Raw genomic sequence first — 4312 nt, forward strand, 5'->3', positions numbered from 1 at the left:
CATCAATGACAGCTTCGTTCTGGCGATGCGTCGACGCACGGCTAATGAGGTATTCCTTGCTCGGTATCAGATCGCTGACCCGCATGCCGTTAATGAATGGCTGGCGTACCGGCTGGTCGACGTTACCGCGCAAGACGACCGCGTTCGAGAAGTCCGGCGTGATCGAAACGACATTCAGCACGTCACCATTTTTCAGCGAACGCTTGAGCCCATCCGAATTCAGCGCGAATTCTTCCACGCTTCGGGGATGCTTTTTGTTCGGATCGATACGCTCAAGAAAGGCGCGACGGGGATCCGCGACCACCGGCACCCCAGCGGCAAAGTCCAACAGGGACTCTACAGTGTCGTTATTGTTCTTTAATTCATAGACTGCTGGTGTGTTGACTTTGCCAGTCAATGCCACGAAACCGCCCGCCGGCGGGATGTAAATCGTGTCCCCGTCCAATAGTTTAATGTCAGCGGATTTGTCGCCCTTAGCGATGAATGCATAAAGGTCCAGCTCGGCAGCGACTTTGCCGCCACGTTTGACCTGTACATGACGCATACTACCGTTGGAGTTCGGACCTCCACTGGCAAACAGCGCGGTAACCAAGGTAGACAGGCTCGAAACGGTATAGGTACCCGGTCGCTTCGCCTGGCCGACTACATATACGGTCAGCGCGCGCAAACGACCAAAATTCACATTGATGGTAACGCCTTTGTAGAGCCGACCAACTGCCGCGCTGATGACATTCTGCGCTTCGCTCGCCCGTACACCAGCCAGCGGCACATTCCCAATGGTCGGAATCGAAATGGTGCCGTTACGGTCGACGGTGGCACGATAATCAATATCGATCGTTCCCCAGCCACGGATCATCAATTCATCGCCTGGCCCGAGCAGATAGTCGGATGGCACAGGTGCGTTGGCGATCGGCGCAAAGGTCGACGGCGTGTTCGCAAAAAAATCAAGCCCAAAAATCGGCAACAGCTTGCCAGTATTCTCGGCAACAAATTTTTGAAACTCGCTCGGCTCTATCTCCGCCCCATATTTGCCGCGCAGCAAGTCTTGACGCTCACGAAAACTCTGATTCAGCTGCCCTTGCGTCCGCGCCTCCCGCGCGTCGTTACGCCGAGCATTTGTCAAGTCACCACTACGCAGCGTGTCGTCGCTCTGCTCGCTCACAGAGCTATTTGAAATCCGGGCTTTACGCGCTGAATCACTCGTCAGTGGCGCCCCCCCAGTATTCGACAAGGCAGATGTCCCGGTCGCCTCCTGGTTGAAGAGGTCGGACTTGTTGTTTGTATCCTGGGCAGGCGCAGCAACAGAAGCAACGGCCATAGTCAGGGCCGCAAAACTCGTTTTAAAGTTGAACATTGGGTTTGAAAGGTGAAGCGCGGATGCTTGTGAACCAATTTAGTATTTTAACTGAGGGCAAAGGACACTGTGAACCTTTTGTTGCAATGGCGACCACATACTGCGCAATGCAAAAATTTCAACTTCAGCATATCTGCCACACCGTGCAAATCTTCGAATCAAAGATTGCTAGCTGGAACGAGGAAAGAGTGACAATGTGTTGCGCACCAGCATCACCAAGGTTAAACTCTACGCCTGCACAGCGCAATGAAATATTGACAAGAATCGCGTGGCGAGTGTCGTCCAATGGTGCAGCATGTCGCACGGCAGCCAGATGTCGCGCGAGCTCGTTAGGGCAGCGCGATCGACCAGCCGTCTTCGGCATATACCCGCACAGTCGCAGGCTAACGTCCGCGTACTGTCATTAGCTCCACATCAACACCCCGACCGACGACTGCGATGTTGTCTCGACACGCGGCCTGCGGACATGGACCCGGCGCATTTTACAACACCCATACAACCCGTAGCCAATAACCAGCGTTGCGCCGGTCTTCATCCCGGCACCAGCAACTCCAGCTGGGCCTGCTCCAAATAACACCACTCGCCCTCTCTCAAGCCCAGCGACTCGAGCGTCAGGCCGCCAATCTGCGAGCGATGCAAGGCTGCGCAATGATTCCCGGCCGCCGCGAGCATGCGCTTGACCTGGTGATACTTGCCCTGCTCCAGCACGATCTCCAACTGATTCTCACCCCGTTGCACGCAAGACTGCGCCGCCAATGGCGCAGGCTCATCGTGCAATTGCACACCCGACAACAACTGATCCACAAGCGCCCGGGTAACGGGTTCCTGTGTCGTGGCCTGGTAGACCTTGGGGATGTGCCGCTTGGGCGATGACTGCGCATGGATGAACGGACCGTCGTCCGACATCAGCAACAGCCCCGTCGTGTCATGATCCAGCCGGCCAACCGGCTGGACTTCGCGCCAAGTAAATTGTTCCGGCAACAAAGTCAGCACACCGGGATGATGACTGGGCTTGCGCGAACACTCGAAGTTGGACGGCTTGTACAGGGCGATGTAGACGTGCTCGCGATACGTCCATTCTTCGTCGAAGACGGTCAGCACCAGGCCTTCCGTCTCCACGAGCGCCTTGTAGTTATCGTGGACTTCGCCGTTAACGGCCACGTCGCCGTCTTCGATCAAGGCGCGGCAATACTTGCGCGTGCCGAAGCCTTGCGACTGGAGCACGCGGTCGAGGGATAATTTACTCATGGGGCAAGACTGTAGCAGAAGGAATGCAAGCGTCAAAGTTCAGCAAACTCGGGGTTTCAACTCGAAGCAAGAACTCGTTTGACACATCTCAAGAATTGCCTACGTCCCRTTGATACACTGAAACCAGATTAGGAATCGACCTACAGTTGTTGAGTGTAGGACTAAAGGTGGGCCGCACACCCGGCACATCAGCTTAACCCCAACCGCGAGGCAAACGTGCAGATCGAAAAAAAGCAGAACCACAGCACCCCCTCTTCGCTCGCAGCCACAAGCAGCGGGACGAAGGCGGCCGAGGAGTATGCCGCGACTTTCCCCACCCGGCTTGCGCTGGCGCGCTGGACGCGCGGTGGCGACATCCCGCATGTACATTGTTTCGAACATCAGTTGCCGATGCGCGCCGCCTGGTATGCACAAGCCCAGCGCCAGTTCCAGGCATGGCTGGAGGCCGGCGGTTTCCATCGGGGCGAGCCGGGCAGTCTCGATAGCGCTATTGCCGAGACAACGCACCTGCGCCAGGAGGCCCCCAGCGTTGTTCCGGCTTTACCTGCCGTGAAATCGATTCCAGACACACCGGACGGCGGACGCCAAAAATGAAAACGACGGCGGAAGCCGTCGTTTCCTTCCCAAATGGGATGTCCAGCTTGAGGAATTGAATTCTCTCGAAACCGCACGGATGCGGGTCTGAAGTTGTTCCGACAACGCCAAGTATAGGCTGGTTTCTTGTCGTTAGCGCCGAAACAGCTACACACCAACTATAGCCTACCGTCTGTAACTTTCAAGCCAAATATTAAGGCAAATAAGTTGCATTTCCCGAGCTTAGCGCAGGCTGGGCACGGCACCCCGGTAGATCGAATGCACCGCGCCGGCGCCAACCGAAGCACCGAATTTTTTCAACACCCGTTCCGGCAGGCCTTCATGCGCCGTGTAGTCGATGATGTCTTCCGCCTTCACGACGTCGCGCGCAACGGTGTCCACCGTGCCGAAGCCATCCGCCAGACCCATCTCGACTGCTTTGGCACCGGTCCAGTAGAGGCCGGAAAAGATTTCCGGATTTTCCTTCAGGCGCTTGCCGCGGCCAGCACGCACGACAGCAATAAATTGCTCGTGAATCTCGTTGAGCATTTCGAGCGCGTGCTGTTTCTGCTTCCCGGATTGCGGGCTGAACGGATCCAGGAAGCCCTTGTTCTCGCCAGCCGTCAACAGGCGGCGTTCGACGCCGAGCTTGTCCATCAGGCCCGTGAAGCCGAAGCCATCCATCAGCACGCCGACGGAGCCGACGATACTTGCCTTGTTAACATAGATCTTGTCGGCCGCCGCCGCGATGTAATAGCCGCCCGAGGCGCAAATCTCGTCGACGACAACGTACAGGGGCTTGTTCGGATACCCCTTCTTGAGACGCAGGATTTCATCAACGATGATGCCGGCCTGCACCGGACTACCGCCCGGGCTATTGATACGCAGCACGACGGCCGCCGACCCCTGATCGGAAAACGCCTTGTTCAACGATGGGATCACGGTATCCGCCGCGCCGCTGCCCTCGTCGTCGATGGTACCGTCGATTTCGATCAGCGCCGTGTGGCGGCCCAGTGCCTCGATGTCGGAACTGCCGAAGTTGAAATCGAAATAAGCCCAGATCGCAAAAAATGCCAGCAATAGAAAGGACAGCTTGAAGAAAATGCCCCAGCGGCGCGCGGCGCGCTGTTCCCGCAC

General features: G+C 56.9%; 4 protein-coding genes. 1 reads left to right on the top strand and 3 read right to left on the bottom strand.

What is annotated here, in order from left to right; genetic code table 11:
• The coding region (locus tag AC1DYX_RS28410) for a polysaccharide biosynthesis/export family protein (RefSeq protein ID WP_477265147.1) at window positions 1-1354 on the bottom strand (1354 nt) is incomplete at its 3' end.
• 531 nt (window positions 1355-1885) lie between these two features.
• The gene (locus AC1DYX_RS28415) at window positions 1886-2602 is read right to left on the bottom strand and encodes a pseudouridine synthase (protein WP_477265149.1); all 717 of its coding nucleotides are present in this window, start codon (window positions 2600-2602) and stop codon (window positions 1886-1888) included.
• 216 nt (window positions 2603-2818) lie between these two features.
• Here AC1DYX_RS28415 and AC1DYX_RS28420 point away from each other — a divergent pair, with 216 nt between their 5' ends.
• Window positions 2819-3196: a hypothetical protein gene (locus AC1DYX_RS28420; protein WP_477265151.1), complete on the top strand. Its 378-nt coding sequence runs from the start codon at window positions 2819-2821 to the stop codon at window positions 3194-3196.
• Between the two features lie 222 nt (window positions 3197-3418).
• Here AC1DYX_RS28420 and AC1DYX_RS28425 read toward each other — a convergent pair.
• On the bottom strand, window positions 3419-4312 hold an 894-nt coding region (locus AC1DYX_RS28425; protein ID WP_477265153.1), incomplete at its 5' end, for a S49 family peptidase.

Source organism: Massilia sp. P2_C2 (assembly GCF_056404615.1).